This is a genomic window from Pseudomonas sp. 13159349 (assembly GCF_013305685.1).
Classification (GTDB): Bacteria; Pseudomonadota; Gammaproteobacteria; order Pseudomonadales; family Pseudomonadaceae; genus Aquipseudomonas; species Aquipseudomonas asiatica.
Genome location: NZ_CP045553.1, coordinates 2,772,869 through 2,795,451 on the forward strand (window position 1 = coordinate 2,772,869; position 22,583 = coordinate 2,795,451).

Annotated in this window: 26 protein-coding genes and 2 pseudogenes; 4 read left to right on the forward strand and 24 right to left on the reverse strand. The window is 61.8% G+C overall.

Going from position 1 to position 22,583, the window contains the following annotated elements; all coding sequences use genetic code 11:
* Positions 1-91: 91 nt before the first annotated feature.
* Positions 92-1,048: a LysR family transcriptional regulator gene (locus GEV38_RS13015; protein ID WP_012052654.1), complete on the reverse strand. Its 957-nt coding sequence runs from the start codon at positions 1,046-1,048 to the stop codon at positions 92-94.
* Positions 1,049-1,089: 41 nt separating this feature from the next.
* On the opposite strand from GEV38_RS13015, the gene GEV38_RS13020 reads away from it, so the two are divergent.
* Complete coding sequence (locus GEV38_RS13020) at positions 1,090-1,521, forward strand: GFA family protein (protein ID WP_014861278.1); 432 nt, start codon at positions 1,090-1,092, stop codon at positions 1,519-1,521.
* Between the two features lie 91 nt (positions 1,522-1,612).
* Here the strand turns inward: GEV38_RS13020 and GEV38_RS13025 are convergent, their stop codons facing one another.
* The 13 genes from GEV38_RS13025 to GEV38_RS13085 form a co-directional block, all read right to left on the reverse strand.
* Entirely contained in the window at positions 1,613-2,341 is a 729-nt protein-coding gene (locus GEV38_RS13025; protein ID WP_012052652.1) for a TIGR03747 family integrating conjugative element membrane protein, read from the reverse strand.
* A 34-nt stretch (positions 2,342-2,375) separates the two neighbouring features.
* Positions 2,376-4,502 (reverse strand): type IV conjugative transfer system coupling protein TraD, encoded by a 2,127-nt coding sequence (gene traD / locus GEV38_RS13030; protein WP_012052651.1) that lies wholly within the window; start codon positions 4,500-4,502, stop codon positions 2,376-2,378.
* Between the two features lie 9 nt (positions 4,503-4,511).
* Complete coding sequence (locus tag GEV38_RS13035; RefSeq protein WP_012052650.1) at positions 4,512-4,931, reverse strand: integrating conjugative element protein; 420 nt, start codon at positions 4,929-4,931, stop codon at positions 4,512-4,514.
* Complete coding sequence (locus GEV38_RS13040; protein ID WP_012052649.1) at positions 4,928-5,482, reverse strand: lytic transglycosylase; 555 nt, start codon at positions 5,480-5,482, stop codon at positions 4,928-4,930. Before GEV38_RS13040 ends, GEV38_RS13035 begins: the two co-directional genes overlap by 4 nt.
* On the reverse strand, positions 5,464-6,183 hold the full coding sequence (locus GEV38_RS13045; RefSeq protein WP_012052648.1) for a TIGR03759 family integrating conjugative element protein: 720 nt from the start codon (positions 6,181-6,183) through the stop codon (positions 5,464-5,466). The genes GEV38_RS13040 and GEV38_RS13045 overlap by 19 nt, the downstream gene beginning before the upstream one ends.
* A gap of 10 nt (positions 6,184-6,193) precedes the next feature.
* A complete protein-coding gene (locus GEV38_RS13050) occupies positions 6,194-6,865 on the reverse strand; it encodes a hypothetical protein (RefSeq protein WP_012052647.1) in 672 nt (223 codons plus the stop codon).
* A complete protein-coding gene (locus GEV38_RS13055) occupies positions 6,862-7,377 on the reverse strand; it encodes a PilL N-terminal domain-containing protein (RefSeq protein WP_012052646.1) in 516 nt (171 codons plus the stop codon). Before GEV38_RS13055 ends, GEV38_RS13050 begins: the two co-directional genes overlap by 4 nt.
* Before the next feature lie 130 nt (positions 7,378-7,507).
* Entirely contained in the window at positions 7,508-8,224 is a 717-nt protein-coding gene (locus GEV38_RS13060; protein ID WP_012052645.1) for a hypothetical protein, read from the reverse strand.
* A gap of 65 nt (positions 8,225-8,289) precedes the next feature.
* Positions 8,290-8,784 carry a JAB domain-containing protein gene (locus tag GEV38_RS13065; RefSeq protein ID WP_012052644.1) on the reverse strand — a complete coding sequence of 165 codons (495 nt, stop codon included), beginning with the start codon at positions 8,782-8,784 and terminating at the stop codon, positions 8,290-8,292.
* 66 nt (positions 8,785-8,850) lie between these two features.
* A complete protein-coding gene (locus GEV38_RS13070) occupies positions 8,851-9,108 on the reverse strand; it encodes a hypothetical protein (RefSeq protein ID WP_012052643.1) in 258 nt (85 codons plus the stop codon).
* A 67-nt stretch (positions 9,109-9,175) separates the two neighbouring features.
* Entirely contained in the window at positions 9,176-9,709 is a 534-nt protein-coding gene (locus tag GEV38_RS13075) for an STY4534 family ICE replication protein (protein ID WP_012052642.1), read from the reverse strand.
* 741 nt (positions 9,710-10,450) lie between these two features.
* Positions 10,451-12,415 carry a DNA topoisomerase III gene (locus GEV38_RS13080; RefSeq protein WP_012052641.1) on the reverse strand — a complete coding sequence of 655 codons (1,965 nt, stop codon included), beginning with the start codon at positions 12,413-12,415 and terminating at the stop codon, positions 10,451-10,453.
* A 97-nt stretch (positions 12,416-12,512) separates the two neighbouring features.
* On the reverse strand, positions 12,513-12,857 hold the full coding sequence (locus GEV38_RS13085) for a helix-turn-helix domain-containing protein (RefSeq protein WP_012052640.1): 345 nt from the start codon (positions 12,855-12,857) through the stop codon (positions 12,513-12,515).
* A 142-nt stretch (positions 12,858-12,999) separates the two neighbouring features.
* Between GEV38_RS13085 and GEV38_RS13090 the strand changes: the two genes are divergently transcribed.
* Positions 13,000-13,227, forward strand: a complete 228-nt coding sequence (locus GEV38_RS13090; protein ID WP_014861283.1) for a hypothetical protein — start codon at positions 13,000-13,002, stop codon at positions 13,225-13,227.
* 94 nt (positions 13,228-13,321) lie between these two features.
* Here GEV38_RS13090 and GEV38_RS13095 read toward each other — a convergent pair whose 3' ends face one another.
* The 10 genes and pseudogenes from GEV38_RS13095 to GEV38_RS27710 all read right to left on the reverse strand — a co-directional run bounded on the left by GEV38_RS13095 (position 13,322) and on the right by GEV38_RS27710 (position 21,382).
* A complete protein-coding gene (locus tag GEV38_RS13095; protein ID WP_012052638.1) occupies positions 13,322-13,750 on the reverse strand; it encodes a single-stranded DNA-binding protein in 429 nt (142 codons plus the stop codon).
* A 5-nt stretch (positions 13,751-13,755) separates the two neighbouring features.
* The gene (locus GEV38_RS13100; RefSeq protein WP_012052637.1) at positions 13,756-14,250 is read right to left on the reverse strand and encodes a DUF3158 family protein; all 495 of its coding nucleotides are present in this window, start codon (positions 14,248-14,250) and stop codon (positions 13,756-13,758) included.
* Complete coding sequence (locus tag GEV38_RS13105; protein WP_012052636.1) at positions 14,247-15,002, reverse strand: PFL_4669 family integrating conjugative element protein; 756 nt, start codon at positions 15,000-15,002, stop codon at positions 14,247-14,249. Before GEV38_RS13105 ends, GEV38_RS13100 begins: the two co-directional genes overlap by 4 nt.
* A gap of 151 nt (positions 15,003-15,153) precedes the next feature.
* Positions 15,154-16,371: an STY4528 family pathogenicity island replication protein gene (locus GEV38_RS13110; RefSeq protein WP_012052635.1), complete on the reverse strand. Its 1,218-nt coding sequence runs from the start codon at positions 16,369-16,371 to the stop codon at positions 15,154-15,156.
* Positions 16,365-16,916 (reverse strand): DUF2857 domain-containing protein, encoded by a 552-nt coding sequence (locus GEV38_RS13115; RefSeq protein WP_012052634.1) that lies wholly within the window; start codon positions 16,914-16,916, stop codon positions 16,365-16,367. The genes GEV38_RS13110 and GEV38_RS13115 overlap by 7 nt, the downstream gene beginning before the upstream one ends.
* 16 nt (positions 16,917-16,932) lie before the next feature.
* The gene (locus GEV38_RS13120; RefSeq protein ID WP_012052633.1) at positions 16,933-18,471 is read right to left on the reverse strand and encodes a ParB family protein; all 1,539 of its coding nucleotides are present in this window, start codon (positions 18,469-18,471) and stop codon (positions 16,933-16,935) included.
* A 14-nt stretch (positions 18,472-18,485) separates the two neighbouring features.
* Entirely contained in the window at positions 18,486-19,364 is an 879-nt protein-coding gene (locus GEV38_RS13125; protein WP_012052632.1) for a ParA family protein, read from the reverse strand.
* Positions 19,365-19,367: 3 nt separating this feature from the next.
* Positions 19,368-19,583, reverse strand: a complete 216-nt coding sequence (locus GEV38_RS13130; RefSeq protein ID WP_012052631.1) for an AlpA family transcriptional regulator — start codon at positions 19,581-19,583, stop codon at positions 19,368-19,370.
* Between the two features lie 113 nt (positions 19,584-19,696).
* Complete coding sequence (locus tag GEV38_RS13135; protein WP_012052630.1) at positions 19,697-20,434, reverse strand: hypothetical protein; 738 nt, start codon at positions 20,432-20,434, stop codon at positions 19,697-19,699.
* Positions 20,435-21,200: 766 nt separating this feature from the next.
* Positions 21,201-21,382, reverse strand: a pseudogene (locus tag GEV38_RS27710) (hypothetical protein).
* Between the two features lie 131 nt (positions 21,383-21,513).
* On the opposite strand from GEV38_RS27710, the pseudogene GEV38_RS27715 reads away from it, so the two are divergent.
* Together GEV38_RS27715 and GEV38_RS13145 are read left to right on the forward strand one after the other, a co-directional pair.
* A pseudogene (locus GEV38_RS27715) lies at positions 21,514-21,747 on the forward strand (ankyrin repeat domain-containing protein); the annotation flags it as partial.
* 216 nt (positions 21,748-21,963) lie between these two features.
* Complete coding sequence (locus tag GEV38_RS13145; RefSeq protein WP_158491109.1) at positions 21,964-22,575, forward strand: TetR/AcrR family transcriptional regulator; 612 nt, start codon at positions 21,964-21,966, stop codon at positions 22,573-22,575.
* Positions 22,576-22,583 lie beyond the last annotated feature (8 nt).

Sequence of the window (22,583 nt, forward strand, 5' to 3'; positions counted from 1 at the left end):
TTAACTTTCCCACGCTGCATGTGAAAAAGCTGTGAAGACTATTGGAGGAGAATGGCTTTCCCCAAACACTTCATGCCACGGCCTACGCTGCTCACTGATCGGCCAAGCATAGATATTGATGCAACTGCTCTCCAAGAACCTCGAACACTTGAGCGATCCTGTTTATTTTGCGCAGGTCATTGTGCATTGCGATCCACACGTCTACCTCAAAGCCAAAATGGTGTGGTAGTACATGTACCAGGCCGTGCGATTTTGCGATTTGCGTCGGGCAAAGTCCGAAGCCCAAGCCCGCTTTCAGCGCGGCCAGCTGAGCGAGGTGATGATCAGAGGCAATGGCGAAGTGCTGATCGGCATTGCACAGACCGGCGTCGACAAACCGACGCAAATCCGCTGAGCGTCTGTCCGGCCCGATCAGCGGCCCATTGCGCAGCGACAGCAGGGAGGCTGGGTTACCGTAGCGCTCCAGGCACCCGGCACTGGCATGGATGCCAATCCGCAAACTGCCGACACGCCGCACGGTGATATCCGCTTCATTGGGCCGCATCAGCCGCACCGCAATATCCGATTGCAGCCTGGCGATGTCTTCAAGGTCATCGCTTATGCTCAACTCAAGTTTGAGCCCGGCGTGTTCGTAATGGAAAGGGCGCAGCAGGTCGGGCAATACTTCGACGCCAAGCAACTCGCCACAGGTCAGCCGGACTGTACCGTGATCTATCGACGCTTCAGAGCTGGCCATGCGAGTGAAGGTTTGCGCGGCCAGATCCATTACCTCCACATGTTCGATCAGGCGCTGCGCTCCGGCAGTAGGCGTCAGTCCTTGATGTGTGCGGGTGAACAGATTTACACCGAGAGCGTGCTCAAGATGGTCGAGGCGCCGGCGCGCAGTGGCCTGAGCGATACCTAGCAATTTCGCCGCGCCGCTTAGGCTGCCAGAGCGCAGCACCGCGAGAAATACACGCTGGCTTTCCCATTCAATGCCGCTCATACATTCTTGGCCAACAGTTGCTCCTAATTTGATCTTCTGCCCGAACCCGTGAAAGGCGATCATACGCCCACATTTTTCCGGGCGTCATTGTAAGGAACCAACGCATGAGAATCACCGGTCAGTGCCGATGTGGCCAAGTCACCCTCGAGATCGTGGCGCAGCAATTGCCGCCGCTGTATGCCTGCCACTGTTTGAACTGCCAGCGCTGGAGTGGCAGTGCGTTTGGTCTGCACATGCTGAGCGCGGCGTCAGCTGTTCAGGTATGTGGCGAAACGGCCATCTTCGACCATGAATACCAAGGTCAAACGTCTACCCAACATGCCTGCGGTAAATGTCATACCCGGATGTTCAACGAGACCACGGCAGCGCCTGGAATGCGAGTGGTACGGGCCGGCATCCTGGAAGGCGCTGAGCGTTTCGAGCCGGTTGCGCATATCTGGACACGGCGCAAGCAGCCATGGCTGGTGCTGCCGAGGACTATTGCGCAATGGCAGGAGGGCCCAACGCCAGAAGCATTCGCCGCAGCGCTAGGGTAAATGAGTTTGCTCTTTCATGAGTGAATGTGTGGCTTGTCGAACGGCAAATTGTCAGGGCTGACTTCGTCCGCTTTGGGTCGACAGCGTACAGTCAAAGGTATTTTTTGAAAGTCGCAGCCGTGACTGCAACCATCCATCCAAGCACTGCAGCGCATGGCAGTAGGACCCAAATGGGATTCACCGTTAAGGGAAGGGAGAGGTAGATCACCCAAGGGCTTACCATCAGCGGCAGCAACGTCCGCTTCGCTCGATGGTAGACAAAGCTGCTCTCCCGACCCGCCCCGAACTTGCGGAGGTCACGACGCATCAAGCCGTCGACGGCGCCGGTGACCACCGCAAGCAGGAACAACGGCATCGCCAGTGTGAGAACGGCCAGCCGCACTACGAAAGTAAAGACCGTGAACAGAGCCGCCAGCAGGTAGTCCTGTATCACAACATAGACCTGCGCGAACTTCCCCTGGAATGACGCTTCTCGACTGAGCAGTTTCAGCTGGGTGTCAGATTGCGCCCATCCAGAGCGCACTGCGGCCCAGTCGTTCAAGTGTTCGAGTATCTTGGCGGTCGCTTGCGCCGGCTCTTGCACGAGCAAAGAGTTCTTGAAGTGATTACTGAGCCAGCCGAGCTCACTCAGCCACATCGCATGGCTGTGATGCCAGCCCTGCTCGGGCCAGAACCACAGCATGCCCACGAATTCCAGGGCGATTGAGAAAATCAGCGAAGCGAGCAGCAGGCCGAGTAGCCGCAGACACAGCTCGAGCGTGCCGAAGATGAGCCCCGAACTTCGTTGTGGAGGTGGTGGGCTGGCTGGGGTCGTAGGCATACGGGCTCCACATACTCGGTTGCTGACGGCGCGCTTACGGTGTGTGTCTGCGCCCGGGTGGAGGCTGCTCTGGATCGAAATCGACCGTCGGAGCGCCGCCGGTGGTGCTCCACCAACTCCCCGCATTGGCGTTGTAGGAATCGCGCATGCGCTCTGCTAGGGTCTGCAGGTCTGCCGGCATTGCGTCGTCGCTGGCCGGCTTCGGTAGCGGCATGCGCACCTTCCACAATTGTCCGCCTTCCTGGAACGAGAACATCTGTCCCTTGGGCAAGGCGATAATGTGCGCCGGCTCGATCAGCGGTACCGAAGTGGTGGTAACCCGATCCTGCGAGGAGGAGGTGAAGTCGGTTCGGGCATCCGGATCGGCGGTGTCCGTCGCGCCAGAGACCAGGGTGCGGGTCTGTACGTTGACCTTGGGCAGTTGGTTGGTCAGCAGTTCGGCGGTGGCGGTCTCCCGTACCCGTAGCATCTGCAGGGTGTTGAAGTTGCCGATGACCTGGCCGGCCTTGGCCCGGTTGCCGATACGCGCTTCAATGTCGCTCAAGGTCTGGGTGTAGGCGGTGACCTGGATACCGGCGCCACCACCCTTGTTGATCAGTGGAATGAACTCGTCGCCCATCAGTTCGTTGAACTCGTCGGCGTGCAGGTTGATCGGCACCTTGTCCGCGGCGCTGGAGGAGCCTGGCAGGCCATGATCGATACCGTGTTTGTAGATATGGCCAGCGACGGAGACCAGGTCGGCAAACATCGAGTTACCGACAGCGGCGGCGACCTCAGCATCGCACAGCGCATCCAGGCCGACGTAGACGATGCCGCGTTTGCGGATGACCTGCAGCCAGTCGAAGATCGGCCGTGGATCGTCGAGGTCGGTGTAGTTGGGGGCGAGCAGTTGTGCGGTCTTGCCGCTGGTGAGTTTTTCCAGGAGTGGCAGCAGTGAAGCCACGATCTTGTCGAAGTAGGTACGGTCGTAGCGTACGGCTGAGCGAAGGCCGTCCATCACCGGATCGAAGATGCGCTTGGCGCTCAGGTACTGCTCGATGGCGACCACGCGCTTTTCCCGGCCAACCATGTGGCGCGGGATGTTCTTCTCGTTCAGCCGGCCTTCGATTTGCACGATCGCTTCCCAGGCCTGAGGATCATGGCGGGCGAAGAAGTGCTGGGCGTACTCGATGAACAGCGCATCGATGTTCACCACATGCCGCTGGATTTGCAGGTAGTCGGGGCGCCGGCCGAGCTCGATCAGGGCCCGGGCGATGATGTTGACAAAGCGCCAAGCGAACTCGCGAAATGCGGCCGAATTGCCTTCGCCGCTCAGTTGGCCAGCGATGCGGGAGGCGACTTCGGAGATGCGGCCGAAGCGGCCGATGGCGTTGTAGCGCGCGGAGATCTCCGGCCAGCCCAGGTGGAACACATAGAATTCATGCTCACGGCCGGCGCGCCGCGCTTCCACGTACATACGCTTGAGCAGGTCGGCATCGCCCTTGGGGTCGAAGACGATCACCACTTCCTGGCTGGGTCGGTGTATGTCCTGGGTGATGTACACCTCGGCCAAGCGTGTCTTGCCGACTCGCGTGGTGCCCAGCACCAGGGTGTGGCCGACGCGCTCGCCCAGCGGCAAGCTGGCTTCCTGTTCCTTTGGTTCGACGCCGTGCAGCAGTGGCGAGCCGCCCACCGGCGGCAGGGGCCGTACCGGGTTAAATGGGCTGTCCCAGGCGGTCAGGCGGGGCAACAGCGACAACCCTGGCGGGGCCTTCTCCAGCAGATGTTCCATCCGTCGCGCCCACTGGTGGGCGGCCGACTGATTGACGTAGCGGGCCAACGCCGGGTCCTGCGCCTCGAGCAGACGCTGGGTGTGCAGGCGGGTCCAGCGAAAGCCACGGCCCATGAACAGGCGCTTGCCGCTCACCGGAATCTGTCGGCTGGTCAGCGAGTAGCGCGGCAGGCGGCGGATATTGCGCCGATAGCGCAGGACGATCCGTGCCTCGTTGAGCCGCTTCAGGCCGAATGCGGTATAGGCCAGGGCCATGCCTGCCCCCACCTCTGGCGATAGCGCCACCGCCCAAGGTGAGTGCAGACACAGGGCGCCGGCACCGGCGCAGATGCCCACGGTGTACAGCTCCACCGCAGGGCGCAGCAGGGACTCCATCGCATGTTCGCCCATGATGCACCCTCACTGTTCCAGGCCGGTGGGCGTGATCAGCACCGGGTAGTGCTGCAGTTCCAGGCGCTCGGCGATGTCGTCGCCGCTCACCGGCCAGATGTCCACTCCAGGGGCTGCCGCCTGGATGCGGCGCAACGCCGGGGCGTCGGCCACTTCAACCGCCAGGCCGCTGGCGCCCAGGTCCTGCAGCCTCTGTGCATGCTGGGCCAACCATTCCAGAGAGGCGACGTCGTGCCCGACCAGGAACAGTGGCGTGAACCCTGGCAGGCTCAATGCCCTTGGCGACACGGCACCGGGTGAAAGGCGTGTGCTGTGTACGGGCAGGGCCCAGGTCAGCGCGCGGGGATCGGGCCGCTGGCTGGGGGGCGCGGGCGTGCCAACCGTCCACCACAGACAAATACACAGCGTTACCCAGCACCGACGGTTCATGGCTGCGGCCCTCTCGGAGATGCCACGAGCGCTTGGACACGCTGCCAGTGCTGGCTGAACTGGCGGCGGTACTGCGCTGCAGGCTTCCCGCCGGCAGGGCGATGATAGCGGCCCGCCGCCACGACCCAGTCACCGCTGTCGGCATAGTGGGCGCGTAGCAGCTCGGCAGTCACAGCCAAGTTGGCGCGCGGATCCAGAGCTTCGCAGGCGCTGCGGTACCGATCAGGGTGGTAGCCGAGGTTGGTCTGGCCCAGCCCGACGTCGATACGCTTGGGATCGTGACGGATCAAGGCCTGTTTGAGTGCGGCACACGCTTCATCACGGCGGGCGAAACGCTGCGGCGTACCAGCAACATTCAAGGTCCAAGGCCAGGGCATGAGGTGACCTCGCAGCGGCGTGCCGCTCTCTTGGAGGGCGATGGCGAACAGCACGGAGGCAGGGATGCCGGCGCGTGCGGCGGCCAGTTGATACGCCGGAGGCGGCAGCGCGTCGGCGTGAACGGCCGTGGCGCAGGCCAAGGCCAGCGCGAGGATCAGTCGATGCGCTGCCATTTGCCGTCCATCTGCTGGTAGCGCGCCGGTAAGGGGCGGCTGGCGCCCAGAGCGAACCAGCGGCCACGGTCATGGTTGAGAGTGACTTGGCCACTGCTGATCTGGGTGGGGGTAATGCCCGCGCCCTGTGCCCACTGGCGGAGACGCCCATCGTCACCCTGGCTGCCGACCAAGTACACATCGAGGCGCGCGCCACCATGCAGCCATTGCTGAGTGTTGATGACGCAGCGCGGGCAGCGTTCTTCCACAAACAGGGCAAAGCGGCTAGCAGGGGTGGCTGCTGGATCATCGGCCATGCCCTGCACGGGCAGCATTTCCGGGAACAGCCGCGCCCAGGCGGAGGTGTAGGCCTTCTGGTAGGCCAGTTCGCGCTCGGCGCGCTTGGCCTCGAGACGGACCTGCAGCTCGGCGTAGCGTTGCCGTTCCTGGTCCGAGTCGGCTTCCACCCCGAGGGTGGTGAGTGGGTCGAGCTGCGGCGACCAATAGTGGCGGGGCCCAGCCTGCAGGTGCTCGAACTTAACCCACTCATCCTCCGTCAGCCCCCAGGCCTTGGCCCGAGTCGCATCGGATGCCTGCCATTCCAGCGGTGTCTGTTCGCTGAACTGCGGGGCCGAGTCGACCAGTTTTGGCGCGGTCCACGCCACTCCTGCGGACAGGCAGCCGGGAACCAGGACAAGCGAGAGGATAGAGAACCGAGCCATAAGCACCTCGTCAAGGCAGGGGCAGTGTGCAGTCGCCATGCCCCGGGACATGGAACACCACCTGGTCCGCGCGGATTGCGCGCAGCTGCCAGCTGTTCAAGCTGTCGCCAGGCTGTAGCAGGTGCACGGTCGTGAGCGAATGGGCGCCGGCGGGCAGGGCAGCCACGAACCTGATGTCTCCTCGGGTCTCGATACCCAGCAGGGTGAAGGGTGGGGCCAGAGGCTTGGCCTTGGCTTTCTCACCGCTGGAGGCCTGCGGTTGCGTATTGGCGGTTGCAGGCGCAGAAGGGCGGGTCGACAGTTTCTCGAGCGTGGCCTCTGCCGTGGCCAACCGTTGTCCCAAAGCCGTCAGATCGTTGCTGCTTGGTCCTGGCGGTGCTGCCTGGAGCGCCTTGAGCGAGACGGCCAGCTCATCCTGCTGCTGGCCGAGGGCGGCCAGCGCCGCAGTGTGTCTACCTTGTGCCTCGTCCAACGCCACGACCTGCGGCTGCGGCGTCGTGAGCCGGGCGGCCAATGCATCGATATCGCGGCGCAGGGCCGGCGCTGGGTCGGCCGGGGCGTTGCGGGCCGCAGCCTGAAGTTCGGCCAGTTGCTGATGATGGTTGTGCGTTTCGGCGGCGAGCACGGCGGCGCCCAGGCACAGGGCACCGACCACCAAGGCCTGAAAATGGAGAACCTTCATGGCGCAATCTCCAGTGTCGAGAAAGGAGGTGCAGGCGACGGCACGCGCAGGGCATAGCACACGGTCCGATCAACTGGATCGATCTCGAGTCGCCAAGCCGGGCCGGCGATGATGGTCAGGGCGTCCAGCAGTGAGATGGGGCCGAATTGGTGCTGTACTGCAGGCAGAGGGCGACGGAACAAGCGATCCACCGCTGCGCTATCGGCACACAACGCGTAGCCTGAGCGTTGCAGCAGGTGACGCAGGGCTTCACCGACGGTGGCATGCAGGGCTGGCGCAATTTGTACGTTGACCAATTGATACAGCGGCTGGCGCTGCTCCAGCGTGGGCCGGGTCGTGACCAGGGTGTAACGGTCCTGGCGCACCCAGGCCGGCAGCTGGGCTTTCGGCTTGGGCAATGCCGCCGGCAACGCGGGTGGCGCTGCGGGAGCCGGGGCCGGAGCCGGTGGCGGCGTGCTACAGCCCGCCAGGGCGATCATCAGTCCGAGGGTGGAGAGTGTGGGTGTGTGCATGACCGTGTCTCGACAAATGTTGCCGATACCATGGCGAAGGCGCGAGGCAAGTCCCCACTGGAAAACCGAATCTGGCCAGCCAGCTTTTCAGTCGGCTACCACAAAAAAGGCGCCCGGGAGGGCGCTTTGGTCAGTCTTCGGTAAACAGCGGTAGCTCCGCCAGTGGTGCGGCGTCAGGGTCAAAGATCAGCAAGCGGGTGCCTGCCTGGCCTGCCAGCATCAGCAGCTGGAGCAGCACCGGCGTGACATGGTCATCGCGCATGCGCGCACAGACTTCGCTGGCGCTCCAGCCGATCCTGCTGGCTTCATGTGCCGCTACCCAGGGTGTCGAGTACAGCTTGCACCCCACAGCATGGTTGCTGTTGAGCTCGAAGCACTCGAAGAAGCCCGCTGGCGAGTTGCACCAGGTGAACACCTGCAGGAACTCGAACTCGTCTGCGGGCAGGTGCGCGCTGCTGATCTCCCAACTGCGGCTGTAGTGTCCGGTGGCAAACGACAACTGCTCGATCAGGTGACGCGCAGCCTCGACGTTGCCGAGGTCGCCGATATGCATCGGGCGTCCGAGCTGATCGCCCATGATCTGGTAGAGCACCGTGTTCACGAAGCCGTTGGCCGGGCAGCGCATGCGCAGAAACTCGGGTACGCACACACCGTCGGTGATCACCGCGACGTCGTCATCGAACAGGCACGGTTGCAGGCTAATGACCTCATCGGACAGCTCGTTCTGAGCTGGGTGCAGCGCGCGGTAGCACGGTGGGCAATCGTCGGCATAGCTGATTTGCAGGACACGCTCGTAGCGCAGGCCTTGGAAGCCGCGAAGAAACGGATTGGTAAGAGAAGGGCGCATGGTGGTTCTCCGAAAACGCCGAGGCCACCCCGAACGGGCGGTGACCTCCAGGGCAAGGTGGGCTGTTAGATCCAGCCGTACTCGGCCAACGAAAGCGGAGTGCCTTCGCCGACGATGATGTGGTCCAGGACGCATACCTCGACCAAGGCCAAAGCCTCGGTCAGGCGGTTGGTGAGCACCCGATCGGCGCCGCTCGGTTCCGAGCAGCCTGAGGGGTGGTTGTGGCTGAAGATCACGGCGGCGGCATTGTGTTCGAGGGCCTTGATGACCACCTGGCGGGGATACACGGAGGCACCGTCAATGCTACCGGTGAACAGGATGTCGAAGCTCAGCACACGGTGGCGCGAGTCGAGGCAGAGCAGGGCAAACACTTCGTGGTGGTAGGGGGCGAGTTGCAGTTTCAAGTAGGCTGCGGCATCGGCGGGGGTTATCAGCGCCTCGCCGCGCTGGAAGTGACGCTGGTCCAGCAGCTGCAGGGCCTCGGAGATCAGCGCATCCTCACGGGCGCGCTGGGCCAGTACGGAGTCGAGCGGGTCGACCAGGTTCAAGGCGGTGTTCATGGGCAATTCCTCGTGAGAGATGGAGCGCCCCCTGAGGGCGTGCCCCAGGCTGGTTTAAGTGTGTGATCAAAGGCGCGTGAAGCGATGTCGAGTGCCGTGCAGCGGGCTTTGGCAGCCCTCGCATGGTTGCGTGGAAAAGGCCTCGATACCGACGCCGGTCTGCGGATCGAAGTCGGCGCTCAGGGGTAGCAGGGCCTGCAGTTGGGCGCGCATGTGGGTGATGCGTTGCTCGACTTCAGCCTCGCTGTAGTACAGCGACAGTGCACTGAAGTCGTCGTAGGCGACCGCCTGCAGGCAGTCCTCACAGAGCCAGAAGCTTTCCATGGCAACCTCCGACGTGAATGAACAACAGGCGCTCCTAAGAGCGCCTGCTGCGAGCGGCCAAACTGGCTTAGGCAGATTGACGTGCGGCGGTGGATTCACGTGCAGCGGGTGGGGTTGGCTGGCCTTGGTCAGCGTCATCGTCCGCCTGTTCCGGCTCTGCTGCTTCAGCACCCTCAGGGGCGGCGGCAGCGTCGGTGCGAGCCGGCGCACGGTAGCTGAACTGACCGTCGACCTTGATCCACTCGATGAAGATCAGTCGGCCTTTGAGGCTGGCGCCGGGTTGCCCCTTGCGTTCGCCTTTCTCGTACATGAACGGATCGACCCAGAGGTCGCCGATGCGAAACGCGATAAGGACCTTGCGTTCCGCGCGGACGTCTTCCAGGTGTTCACGGATCAGCCGGTCGGCTTCACCGCTGGCGACCTTGCAGTCGAAGCGGGTGTACTCGACGTCGTCCGAGGCACCGTGCAAGGCAGCGATGTCACAGGCCATGAACGCTTGGCCGCGGCGAACCGGGACTTCGCGAACACGGTTCAGGTAACCGATGCCTTGGGTGTGCAGGTTGAAGTAGGTGGTGGGGGCGTTATTGCTTGCAGTAGTCATGATGGAGCTCCTGTTCAGCAGAACGCGGACATCCACCGGCCCTGGCGGCTGGTGAGTTCCGCAAGGGGAGGTGCAAACACCTGATCGGTCGAGAAGGCGCTCATCACCGATGGGACGGTGACCGTGCGAGCTGCCGAGCGCGAGTCGCACTTTGGGGGAGAACCACCCGAAACGGGCGTAGCCTTGAAGGTCCTGGCTACCTGGGTGCTGTCAACGACAGCGGTGTGCAGCTCATCTATAGAACGCCGCGAAAGGCCCGTCAACCATGGTCTTCAGGCGGTCTGAACGCGCGGAATCGGGTGGCTTTCGGTGGATTGTCGTTGGCGAAAAAATAGCCCGACGGTCATCAGGCTAGGAGGAGTTGGACCACCCTTGACCCGGCGATGTGGCACCGGAGTCCGTCGCAGAGCTCCACTGCCGATCCACCTGGATCAACCGACCCTTGTCGTGGCCTGGGTCGGAATCAACTGGCACGCATCCGCGCACAAAAGGTGCCCAGTGTTTCGCCGGCGGGCACCGGAGCTGAGCATCGTCGCCGAAGCGGATGACCCCTACGGCCTGGTACAAGCCGCACGGGTCATCCACCTAGGAGACTTGGAACGCTGAGAAGTCATCCGCAGATGTGCTGAAGTGTGGCTCCGAACTCTAGGAGTCTGACCGAGCTACCCGGAGCGAATCGGTCTTGGTCGCCAAGCGGCGAGGGGCCAGCTCACTACACCAGCGCTGTGGTGTGCCGTCAAGTCATGCGTTTTTCGCCCGCTTGGCTTTCGCCACCGGTTTGGTGCCCTTGCACTCGGGGTAGCGGATGCACGACCAGAAGCTGCCGGTGCGACCTTTACGCTGGCGCATGGTGCTGCGGCACACCGGGCAGAAGGGCCCCTTGCTGGGGGGCGGGCGCAGGGTGAGCGTGGCGTTACTGCGCACCAAGCGGGTCAGCCACTCTGCCTGCTTGGCGAGAAAGGTATCGACACTCAGCTGGCCCGATTCGATGCGATCCAGCGCCTGCTCCCACAGCGCAGTCATGACCGGGTCGGCCACCTCTGGTGGCACCGCTTCGATCAAGGTATGCGCCGCCGCTGAGGCAGCCAGGCTGCGTTTCTTCTTGGTCAGGTAACCGTGATCGATCAGGCCCTGGATGATGGCCGCGCGGGTGGCCTCGGTACCGAGCCCGCAACTGTCCTTGAGCTTCTGCTTCAGCCGCGGATCGGCCACCTGGTTGGCGATGGTTTTCATGGCTTTGACCAGCGTGCCTTCGGTGTAGGCCTTGGGCGGTTGTGTGCGCTGTGCATTGAGCGTGGCGTCGATCAGCGCCACCGTCGCGGATTCACGCAACGTGGGTAGTCGCTGCGCCTGTTCGGCCGGCTCGTTACCGTCGGCCTCGTTGATCACTGCCTTCCAGCCGCGGACCAGGATCTGTTTGCCGCGCGCCACCAGTTGATCTGCCTGGCTGTGCAGCAGCGCCTGGGTTTTGAGGTATTCGTGCTCGGGCATGAACTGCGCGAGGTAGCGTGCGCGGATCAGCGTGTAAACCGCCCGCTCGCGTTCGGAGAGCTGCGCCAGATCCAGCGTGACGGCGGTGGGGATGATGCCGTGGTGCGCGGTGATCTTGCTGCTGTTCCAGGCACGGGAGCGGCGGCTGGGGTCGACTTCCTTGAGCACTGCCCCCAGCGATGGTGCAGCGGCCAGGGCGTGAAGCACGCGAGGCACCTCATCGAGCATACTCTCCGGCAAATAGCCGCAATCGGTCCGCGGGTACGTCGTCGCCTTGTGGGTTTCATACAGGGCCTGGGCGGTGGCCAAGGTTTCCTGTGCACCCAATCCGAGCTTGGCCGAGCAGATTTCCTGCAACGTGCCCAGGTCGAACGGTAGCGGCGGGCCTTCGCGCACGTGCTCGACTTCGGCATTATCGATCTCGGCGGTGCCGGCTTGAATGAAGCGTCTCTGCGCCTGCTGTGCGGCGGTTTCGTCAATACAGCGTCCAACCGCATCGCTGACCGCGGTCGGGGCCTGCCAGCGCGCTTGAAAGCGGATCCCGTCCTGCTCCAGGTGCACATCGACGGTCCAGAACGGTAGCGGCACAAAGCTGGCGATCGCCCGGTCGCGCTCGACCACCAAGCGCAGGGTGGGCGTCTGTACGCGTCCCACCGGCAGCAGTCCATCGAAACCGGAGCGGCGGCCGAGCAGCGTGAACAGCCGGCTCAGGTTGATGCCGACCAGCCAGTCGGCACGGGAGCGGGCCAGCGCACAGTGATACAGCGGCAAGGTTTCCTCCCCTGGACGCAAGGCGCCCAGGGCTCGGCGGATCGACGCCTCGTCCAGCGCGGAGAGCCACAGGCGCAAAATAGGCCCCTGATACTGGCAGCGCTCGAGAATCTCCCTGGCGATCATCTCGCCTTCGCGGTCGGCATCGGTAGCGATGACCACCTCGCTGCAGGTGCGCAGCAGTTGACTGATCACCTTGAGCTGGCCAGCGACCTTGGGCTTGGCCACCAATTTCCATTGACTGGGAATGATCGGCAGATCGTCCAGCGACCAGCGCTTGTAGTCGCCATAGGTTTCAGGCGGAGCGGTCTCCAGCAGATGGCCGACGCACCAGGTGATGGTGACGTTCTGCCCCTTCAGACAGCCATCAGCGCGGTGGCTGGCCTGCAGCACCCGGGCGATATCGCGGGCTTGGGATGGTTTCTCGCAGATGAACAGGCGCATAAACGTGCCCTCTCGGTGGGTACCGACAGGGTGGGGGTATGGTCGCGAGGCGCCAGGGTAAATCCGAAGGTGCCGGGTTCATATCGGCGGGCGGGTGTTACTTGCGCTGTGCGAGGTGGTTCGCCAGCGTTTTCAACGACTCCAGGGCGAACTGCTTATCCGCCTCATCGAGCTCCTTGATAATGGAGTTGATCTGCACGCCTAAGTCCTGCGGCCGAGGACTGATCGCGAGCAGCAGTTCATCGGCGGGGCAGCCGTACAAGTCGGCCAATTGCAGCAGCTTGGAAACCGAGAGTTCAACGAAGCCTCGCTCCAGGCGCGACACCGCTTCGCCAGAAATCTGCAGATGCTCGCCGACCTGTGTCTGGGTCAAGTGCCGGGCAAGGCGATACTTCGCCAACTGGCGACCAATGTGATGTGGGCTAGGCTCTTTCACGGGCAATGGGTGCGCTCTCCAATTCGACCTATATGGTCGAACAGCACCTCAAAGATATGAACGACTCAGAAGGTTGACTAACAAACTTACGAGGCGTATCACCGAGAATAAGATGGATGACTCGACCGTCACCACGGAGGCAACAAACTTGCACGGAACCCACCAGAGTGAGGTAGATGCGTTAGCGATCAAGGCCTATGAGCTGTTCATGGCCACCCATCTGGAACCGGACAAGGAGCAGGCTCGCGCCCGGCTGATTGCCTGGGTTCAGGAGAGTCCGCTGCACTGGCGGGCATTCCTTGCCCTGGACCAGTACTTGGCGGAAGTGAAGCAAATGCTGGAAAGTGAGCGGCGTAAGAGCGCCCGGCGAGAGTAAATCAAACGACAGTAGCCAATGTTGCCCGCTGAGCTGACTTTATGGTTCCAGTGATATCGCGCTGCGGGCGGCAATTCCACTGAGTACCACCCACTTACCCGGACTTGCGTGGCGCTTTCTTGCCTCCCCCCTTGCGCGATGAGCTGGCGTTGTCGCTGGCTTTCTCGCGCATGGTCACCGAGGCCAGGCGGTGCGGCAGAATACCGATGCGCCGCGCCTCCACCTTGAACGTCACGCGCGCGTTGTCCTCGCTGTCCTCCCATTCCTCCTTGACCGTGCGCCCCTCGACCAGGACGCGCATGCCTTTCTGGTACAGCGTGGCCCAGTGTTCGGCGTCGCGGTTCCAGAGCTCGACGGGCGCCCAGTAGCCGCCGCGATCTTCGTAGCCGCCTTCCCGTGGTACCGGGTTGTCGAAGTAGACATTCAGCCGCAGCAGGCGCCGCGGCTCATCCGGGTTGGTGTTGAACTCCTGATACTCCGGAACGCTGCCGATGTTGCCTTCACCAACAAACAAAGTACTCATGCGGGTTACTCCTCGGTGGGGGAACGGGTTAGGGCGAGCTCGGCGGCCTCGAGCTTGCTGGCACCGGTGATGGCCTGGCGATACAGCGACTGCAGGCTGCTCATCTGCAGGTTCAGCACCACGCGGTTGGTCTCCAGCTGATACAACGCCTGCCGCAGCTCCGGGTGCAGCCGCGGCTGAATCACCGCCTCCTGCCACACCTGCACGCCCATGCGCTGAAAGTCCGGGCTGCGCCAGCGCAGGAAATCAGTGCCCGTCGCGCTGTGCTGGACGACCAGTCGCAGGTCCAGCAACGAGAAGGGTGGCTGGGCCATGATCGCCAGCATCACCGCCATCAACTCGGCGACCTGTGCACGCAGGCGCAGGATCGTCTCGGCGAACTGCTGCAGCTCCCCCTTACCCTTAAAAGGCTTTAAAAGGCCTTTTAGGGAGGCACCTTGTGCGAACTCGCGATAGGCATCGGCTGACAAACGCCGGGCAATGGCTTCGGCCAGGGTCATGCCTCACCCCCGTCGTTCGAGGTGTCAGCCGTGGGCTGTTCCTCGGCTTCGGCCGGATTCGGGCCTTCGATCTCGGCGTGCGCGTTACTGCGGGCGATTGGCGGGGCGAACTGGGAGCGGCGCGTACCTTCGAGAATGTCCTGCGGCAGGGTGCCGAACTTGTCGATGGCTTCGCGGGCACGGGCGTTGTTGGCGGCCATGTCGTCGCGGCTCACCCCGGCCAGGCGGTAACGCTGCGCCAGGCCAAACAGGCTGCGCAGCAGATGCGCGCCGCCATCGATCCAGGACTCCATGTCGCCCCGGCCGATCAGCGCCGTATGGTGGGCAAGCAGCACCCGCCTGACCAGGGTGTCGTAGTCGGTGAGTAGGTAGATCGCGAGAAAGCCCAGCTGGCTGCCGATGAACAGCGGCAGGGTGACGGGGTGGATGTTCAGGTTGTCGCCGACATCGACTTGCGTGGGCAGAGCCCGTTCCACTCGGCTCATTTGCTGCGTCAGCGTGGCCATATCTAACCTGGCCTGCAGCAGCTTTTCCTCCAGTTGCAGCATGAACCAGTCCGCATATGGATCACCCTGGCTGCTGGCGTGCTTGAGCAGGTTGGTGACGCTGATGTAACCGGGCATGCCCAGGATCGGGTGCACACCGTCGCGACCGCTGCGCCCCTGCCACAGCCGTGCCGCATGGTGGGTGTGCAGGGTTAGGGTGATGCTGCTGCGCAGGGAGCCCAGGTTGAGTTGGTAGTGATCGACCATCGCCAGTACCTCGCCGTCGGAATGACGCCGACGATGGGCCGATCCTTGGCTGGCGATGCGGATCTACCTGAAGATGGATTGCTCGCATTTTCCCGAGAGTGGATCCCCCTGGAAACGATGGCATCGACATTAGATCCACCGAGTTCCAGCCCTATGTAGCCGTAGTGATCCCTCGGCAGCGTTGTTTCAATTCCTCCAGGCAGGAGAGGGCAAGTGGCGACGCGGTGCGCTGACCGCTGCGCTTGGATCGCTCGCGGGGCGGATCTTCCGACGCAGGCTTGGCTGTGCGTGAAGGATGGGTTGAAGATTTTTCATCCTCGGTACGCGCGGCCCAGAGGGTGAACTCGCCCTGGCAGGCGCGCTTGATCAATCCCATCAAATACGCGACGGGTTTTCGGATCTCACCGCGGGCGCAGCGAACCGCCGCTTCATTGATCACCGCTTGTTGCTGTTCCGGCTCGAGCTGACGCATCGCCTGGGAGGCCATGCGCCGCTCGTTCGGGTTCAGCGGTAAATCCTCAGGCCACCGTGCTCGACCAAACTCCACCTGACCCAGTACCGTACTTTTTTTGCTTTTGTCTTTCTGTACTGTACGGCCAGCGTCGGTATTCCGAACCACAGGCAAATCCGGTGCATTGCCGCAGGGTTCGGGATCTGTTGCGCCAGCCGGAGAATTCCGAACGAGGTCGACTGCGCCAGGTTCGGAATTCTGTGGGTCTGCTTCTGCGCCCATCAGCGGCAGCGTTTGCTGTTGGGCTGGCGGCAGCGAGCCGAGCCTGTCCTTGTCGAGCTGGGCCACCTGCGGGTCGGCCTGGATCTCGGCGATCACATGCTGCGCCACGTCACGGACGCCTTTGGTGGCATGGGAGAGGTTTTGTTGCAGCAGCGCCGCGTAGCCGCTGTCCAGTTCCAACTGCTCGGCTGCGGTCAACGGATCGCCGTGCAGCACATAGACGCAACCACGCAGGCAGCCGTTGGCATCGCGTGAGCGCTCCACCAAACTGAGCCAGCGGGTGGTGCGCAGGACATTGAGCGCCCGGGCGATGGTTTCCCGCGAGGCCTGGCTACCGCAGGGACTGGTCGCCAGGTAGGGCTGCAGGTCCTGGTAGCGTGGCGTCTTGACCTTACGTTCGGTGATCAGCCAGCGCAGCACTTGCCAAGTGTTGCGTTCCAGTGGCGTCAGCCGGCGATCCAGCAGCAAGGTCTGCGGCAGCGGGTTGTTGTCGCCGTAGTAGATCGTCCGCACCGCGGGCTCCTGGGTGGGGACAACCAGTTTGCCGTTCGCCGCGTACCACTCATTTCGGCGCCGAAGGGCGTCGTAGCACTGACGCACCACGTCCTGCCAGTCGACCTCGTAAAAGCTCAGCATGGTGTGCCTCCGTACAGTTCGACCTGTTGCCAGACCAGGGTCAGACTGATGTGTTGCTCCTCGGCCAGCATCATCATGGTGTCCAGCGGATCGTTGTCCGGATCCTCTGTGCGCAGCTGGCTCCAGCGATTCCACACGGCATGCTCCTGCGCTTCACTGAGTTGGACCGGCCGACCGCGGTGCGTCTCGATCTTCAGCACACGGCGGCGCAACGCTGTCTCCGAATGGTCCAGGCCGAAGCAGCGGTACATGATGTTGGAGCTCGCGCCCAACTTGAGCGCCCGGTTGATCAACCGCTCGTTCTGTTCGTCGCGCTCGGCCTGAACGATCAGACGGCGCAACACGGTGATGTCGACCTTCACTTCGACCCAGGCGATCGAAGAGTGCGCCAGGTGAGACAAGGTGGTCGGCGGCAGCGACTGCAGCACCTCAATGTCTTCATCGGCCAGGCCCAAGGCTTTGCAGCGCTGTAACCTGCCATGGCGCAGCTCATGCAGCACCTGGTTCAACATGGCATGGTTCAACAGATTGAAAGTCGTGCTCATGAGGTGGTTCCTCACGTTATCGAGTGGACGACAGCGTCAGTTCGATCAACTGACGGGCGTGGCGGATCAGCGTGAACAGCTGCTCCAGCTGGGCATCAGGAAGGCGTTCAAGGCCCACCGTCAGGGCTGGGCGGTCGGTGAAGGGCAGGTCGTAGACGCCGATCAGCAGCTGACCAAACAGGGCAGCCGGCAACTGCTGGCGTTCCTTCCAGCTCACGTCGTCCTGCAGGCGCAGAACGGCGGAGAGCAGTAGCTGGATACCGGTGTGCCGCGGGCTAATGTGCTCGCCATGATCCGGTGTAAGCGTGAAACCCAAGTCGTCTGCGAGCGGGTTGATCATGCCGCTGGCGTCTGCGTAAGCGGCGAGGTCGGCAGCCAGCGCGGCGCAGCTCGCGCGCAAGTCGCTGATATCGTCCAGTAACTCGGGGCGTGAGGGTGGCGCGCCGACCGGGCTCGGAGCATCCTCGAGCTTTTCCACGGGCTTATCTGGCAATGGTTCGTTACCCAGCGCCTGGCGTATATCGGGCAAGCGTGGAGCTTGCGGTGGCAGGAGCGTTCCATCAGCGTGCTCGGGCTCGGGGTTGGACACCCCGGTCGACGTCTCAGGTGGATGTTCCGGTAATGACGAAGGTACAGGAGGCTCGGCAGCTGGATTGTTTGAAGGAGCATGCATACTGTCCGCTGGAGGCAATGAGGGACGTTGCTCCTGGTGCAGCTCCAGCGTCAACAGACGAGGTGTTTGCCTCAGGCTCACCGCCATTTTGGCAATCAATTCGTCCTGCAGCTCACTCGAATCCAGATCCGCTTTTTCACCGTCGAACGCTGACAGAACCTCGAACCACAACAGCGGGAACTGCTCGGGAGCACCGAAGTACCGGTTCCAAATCGACTCCGCCCGCCGCCGCAGACTAATGAGACGCACGATGGCAGATTTGCCCAGCCCGGCGTACAGCATCTGCGGGATGGCAGGAAGCAGGTGCTCGAGCGTGTCGAACATGCGGCTGATGTGTGACTGCGAGATGGGATAGCCACCCTCACTCAAGCGCGTCGCGAGCTCGCGCTGGGTGAGATGGGTATGCGCGTACTGGAACATTTCCTGGAGTTTCGCCACGGCCAGAGCCCGCTCGATAAACGTCAACTGGCCATGCAAATCACTCTCGGCCAAATGCCCGAGCAAGGCATGTGACTCCGACTGCCAAGGGCGGAACAGGCAATGGATACGGAAGAACCGCTCTTCGCGCGTTTCCTGCCACAGCTCACCGAGGATGCTCAGACGGGTGTTACCGCCGTTACGGATGATGAAATGCGATTCATCGGGCCTGCGGGTGATGGCGGGCGGCTGATCCAGACCGCGCTCGCGGATCGAGGCCTTTATGTCGCCATACAGCGGGTTGCGCACCACTCGCGGGTTAAGCTCGTAGGGCCGCAGTTGCTCAAGGCTGACCACCATCGGTGTGTCGCCGGCGGGGGCTGCTGCGAGGTCGCGGCCATGTTTCTGCGGAAAGTGCGCCTGCTGCAGTCGACGCGTGATGTCTTCGGAGGTTGGCGGCTTCATCACTCTCCCTCCGCTCAGCCGCGACGAATTAGTTGGTGTTCGGCAGCACCCGAGAGCCGAGACGTAGGCGTGGGGAGAGCACCAAGCTGCTCGGCCCATTGTGGTAACAGCTCTATGGCCAAGCCGCACATGACCTCAGCGGCGCAAGGGCTGCGACTGCCGGGCGGAGAGGTTGCCTCCACGCGGTGCACAGGCAGGCCGAGCGAGGCGGCATTGGGATACGCCACACGGTCGGGGATTACCGTGTTGCAGACACTGACATGCGGATCAGACTGAAAAGAGGCTTGCAGGCTTTGCATGATCAGGCGCGTATCGCGGCGATTGGTGTTGACCTGGTTAAGCAGCAGCTTCACCGATGGCAGGGCTACGCCTAGGTAGCGATAGGGTTCCAGCTCTTCGAACAGGCTCAACGTGCCCCGGCGCAGCTCGCGCGCGACGAGCATTTCCGGCGGCACCGGGCACAGCGCGCAAGCGGAGGCGAGGATGACCATCTCCACGACCACGCTGCGTGCGCCCTGGGTGTCGATGATCAGCACATCGTAGTGATCCTCGAAGGCGGGCAGCAGGTTGCGCAGGCGCAGACGGCCATCGGCGGCGTGCAGCAGCAGGGTGCTGATGTGCCCGGCGCGGTCGTTGGAGACGATCAGATCGAGGTGCTGGATGACGGTTGTAGAGACCACCTGCTCGGGCTCCGTGAGCCGATGCGCGATCAGTTCATAGCTGCCGGCCTCACGGGACTCGCACAAGGCGTAATAGCTGGACAGCGTCGGTTGGCTGTCCAGGTCCAGCAACAGGACGCGAAGGCCGGCATCGGCGAGCACACCGCCCAGATTGGCGGCGACGGTAGTCTTGCCCGCGCCGCCCTTGGTCGAAATCAACGAGAGGACGTCCATGACTTAGTCCCCCGTGGACAGTCGGTCCTGGACCCACTGTTCAATCTCCAGTGAATCCCAGCCAACGGCGCGTGTGCCGATGCGTCGGCATTGTGGGAACTGGCCGGCTTTCATCAGGTTGTAGATGTGCGAGCGCTTGAAGCCGGTTTTCTGCTCCACTTCATCGCGGCGCATGATGTGGCGGTCGGTGGGCAGAGGGGTAGCGGTGGTTGCTTGCATGATGTCACTCCGTAGCGCCGAGTGGCGCGTGGTGGGATGTGACAGTTAGTGAAGGTCGAGAGAGGGTGAAAAACATTGTCAGGCAATGCCGGGCATTGCCTGACAATGCGGCGTCAGCCCCGTTCTACCAGGGCTATAAGACGGCGTGCGTCGGCAAATCGCCGATCAATGGTACTTTTGCTCAGGCCATCCACCCCAGGAAATCGCAGCAGAATGGCTTGGACCAGAGCAGCCTGGCTGGGATAGATCGATTGCATCTTGCCGTACTGGTCTTTTCCGAGCGTGGTCGCGAGCATTGCGCCGATCAACTTGTCGTGCATGGCTTCAGAAGTCTCGGACGGAATGCCAAGTGAGTCGAGTCGCGCTTTCAGCTTGTCGTTGAGCGTGGAGAGGGCAGCCATTTCATCAGCGGCGACAGCATAGGTTTGCTGCAGTTGCTCAAGCGTATGCATGGCAAAGTCGAGCTCGGCTTGCTTGGCCAAATGCGCATCCAGGCTGACGCATTCTGAGTGATCCACGTTTTGCGAAAACAAAAAGGCTGGCTTCTGATCGGGGTGGTTGCGTACGAACCAGACCAGGAGATCGGCTCGCCGAATGGAGTAGTAAACTCGATTTACGTGGCTATCTGACGTAATCGGATGTCCTAAGTAAGTCGCAGGCAATTCGCCGCTGAGAATGGCATCGCAGATGCACTCGACGTGGTCGTGTAGATTTGGCCACTGCGGAAAATGCTTTCGCAGGCTGCCTGGCTGGGAGAGGTCTATCTGAAGAATTTCGTTTTCGTGCTCGGAAAGGCCACACCACAGTATCGCGGCGTCAATGGGATGGTAAGAGCTTCTTATCGAGATCATGGCACACAGCCTCCTGCTGCGTTCGTCCTGGAATCGCTGGCGAGGGCTGCTGTTTGGGGGGCCCTGTCGAGCGAGCCTGATTTCATTGGATCGTTTTACGATCCAATGGTGATGACCTGCAACCATTCGGTATGTTCAGTGCGGTTGTTTTGGGCGCGACAGGTTTTGCCGCTGAGAAATCTGGAATAATAACATTCCGCAATAAAATGTATTCAGATGTGTCTGGGGGCGAGGAAGTCTGAGAGATCAGTGAGGATTTGCAGCAACGTTGTTGCAACCATCGCGCTCAATGCAGTTCGATCATAGGGTCGGATAACCTGTGGCTTATCTGACCTAATGTAGTGTAGGGCAGGCCGTGACGGTAAGCCCTCCTGAAACGGACGAGTTCGCGGGGCACCCTCAGTGTCAGGGCGCGATGATCAGTCGGCGGTTAGCGGATCTGCTTGGAACAGGGACGGACAATCATTAGCGCGCTGGCGCATTGTTCGATCAGTGATTGGTTCAGATGAACGGATGGCTCCTCGGGAAAACCCGTCTGCCGAGTTCATCAATGGGGCCTTCGAGAATGGCAACCCAGGGCGTTGAGCTGATTTCGTTCACAGCTTGAAACCGTGATTCTGCAATTTGAGGCAGATGCTCGATCTCTTCGGCGGGACAGTCAGAAGCCTGCGCCTCGTGGTACCGCTTCAACGCGTCCACAGCCTCGGTATACATGGGTGGTCAGGGTAAAGGACTGCCGTTTTGTGCGTCATTTAGTGACGGCGCCTCAGTGAATGGTCGACGGTGGCTTGCCGGCTTTGACAAGCTGGAAGTCAATGACGGCTTGGTAAAGCGAGTCCGCCAATAGGTGAAGACGTTCTACTTCATGCTCGGGCAAACCAGAAGCCTCAGCTCTCTCAGCGGCTCGCCAGCCTCGACCAATCCAATGAAGGTGCGTTTTACAACCACGATGCTCCGATCAGTTGATGACGCATTATAGGTCGCTAGAGCCAAGACTTGAGCAGATCGAGAATTTGTAACGGCCGCTATCGACCCTGGCTGTGTGAAAACGCCCTGAGTACATCGAATAGGAATTGATGTGGGTTAGCCTGATCCTTGCCGCCTATCATGGCCAGGGCTAGGCGGTGGAGCAACTGCTTACGGCGGGCGCCGATCCCTGCGCTCAGGACCAGCGGGGCAATACTGCGCTAATGGGGTAGAACTTCAAGGGCGAGCTGCGCATTGCCCGGCGCTTGCTCGATGCCTACTGCAACCCTGGCCAACGCAATGCCAGCGGCTTAGTGCGGAATTGGTATGCTGCTGTCCTGTCCAGACCGCTGCACTTGAGCGGGGAACAGGAAATTGATCTGCCGTTCGCGAAGCATGTTATCGATGTGACCTGATCGGCATCCTCATTATCAACGAGCAGGTCTTGAGCATAAATTGAGCCAGTGCAGTATTGTAGTGCCTTGCTTGGCAGAGGGCTTTCAGGTCGAGGGTGTCAAGCAGACTTCAATCTCGACGACGATTAGTACAGAAAGATGGTGATCATGAGTCCAAAGAGAAGAACACAGGCAGAGCGCGCAATGGAGACCCAGGGCAAGTTGATTGCAGCGGCCCTGGGGGTTTTACGGGAAAAAGGTTACGCGGGATTCCGGATCGCAGATGTGCCCGGTGCTGCAGGTGTCTCGAGAGGAGCGCAGAGCCATCATTTCCCGACAAAGCTTGAGCTTCTGCTTGCCACTTTTGAATGGCTTTACGAACAGATCACCGAACGCAGTCGGGCTCGATTAGCGAAATTGAAGCCAGAGGATGACGTCATCCAGCAAATGCTGGACGACGCCGCCGAATTTTTCCTCGACGATGACTTCTCTATCAGCCTTGATTTGATTGTGGCTGCCGACCGGGATCCAGCGTTACGCGAGGGTATTCAGCGCACGGTAGAGAGGAATCGGTTTGTCGTCGAGGATATGTGGCTTGGTGTTCTGGTGAGCCGTGGTCTTTCGCGTGATGATGCAGAAGATATCCTTTGGTTGATATTCAATTCGGTGCGTGGGCTTGCTGTTCGTAGCCTATGGCAGAAGGACAAAGAACGCTTTGAGCGTGTCAGGAACTCGACACTCGAAATTGCGCGAGAGCGGTACGCGAAATTCAAGCGCTAGCAGCTTTG